Annotated in this window: 1 protein-coding gene; it reads right to left on the bottom strand. The window is 41.2% G+C overall.

Going from position 1 to position 815, the window contains the following annotated elements; translation table 11 throughout:
- A partial coding sequence (locus tag LPB88_RS23685) for an amino acid adenylation domain-containing protein (RefSeq protein WP_230718268.1) occupies nt 1–815 on the bottom strand: 815 nt, incomplete at both ends.

The following is an 815-nucleotide window of genomic DNA, read 5'->3' as shown; positions in this document are numbered from 1 at the left end:
GTATTGATTTCTGATAAGGTCTTCTCCATCTACTCCAGGCAAAGCTTTACGGTCTATCTTTCCATTTGGGGTAAGAGGTAATTCATCCAGTTCTACGTAAAACGCCGGAACCATATAATCGGGTAGTTTGCCTTGTAGAAAACTTCTCAGTTCTGATTTGTCAACGCTTTCTGAAGCTGTAAAATAAGCGATCAGGACTTTTCCTTCATTGGATTCTTTTGCCTCTACCACCACTTGTTTTAAATCACATTCATATTGCAAAATGGCATACTCAATCTCACCTAGCTCGATGCGGAATCCGCGAATCTTAACCTGATGGTCTTTTCTGCCCATAAACTCAATGTTGCCATCAGAAAGCCAGCGGCCCAAATCGCCCGTATCGTACATTCTTTCTCCCTCGATAAAAGGATTAGCAATGAATTTTTCGTGCGTAAGCTCTGGCTTGTTCAAATACCCACGGGCTACTCCTGCCCCTGATATAAACAGCTTTCCTGGGGTTCCTATCGGAACAATCTGCAGTGAATCATCTAAGATGTAAATCTGGGTGTTAGAAATAGGTTTACCAATAGGAATAACTCTTTTCTCTACAGCATTTCCTGTTGATTGATAAACAGATACACAAACGGCGCACTCTGTAGGACCATAAGCATTGTAATACGCGATTCCTGATGCTGTAACTCTCAGGGCTGTACCGGGATCAGCTGATTCTCCGGCAGTAATAATACATCTTAGTCCTGAGATATCTTCATTGCTTAATAAAGCTAAATAACTCGGAGGAAAAGTTACAACTGTTGATTGCGTTTGTTTTAGAAATT

Origin of the sequence: Flavobacterium sp. JAS (assembly GCF_020991455.1) — a bacterium.
Classification (GTDB): Bacteria; Bacteroidota; Bacteroidia; order Flavobacteriales; family Flavobacteriaceae; genus Flavobacterium.
This window is presented reverse-complemented; position numbering and strand designations above follow the sequence as displayed.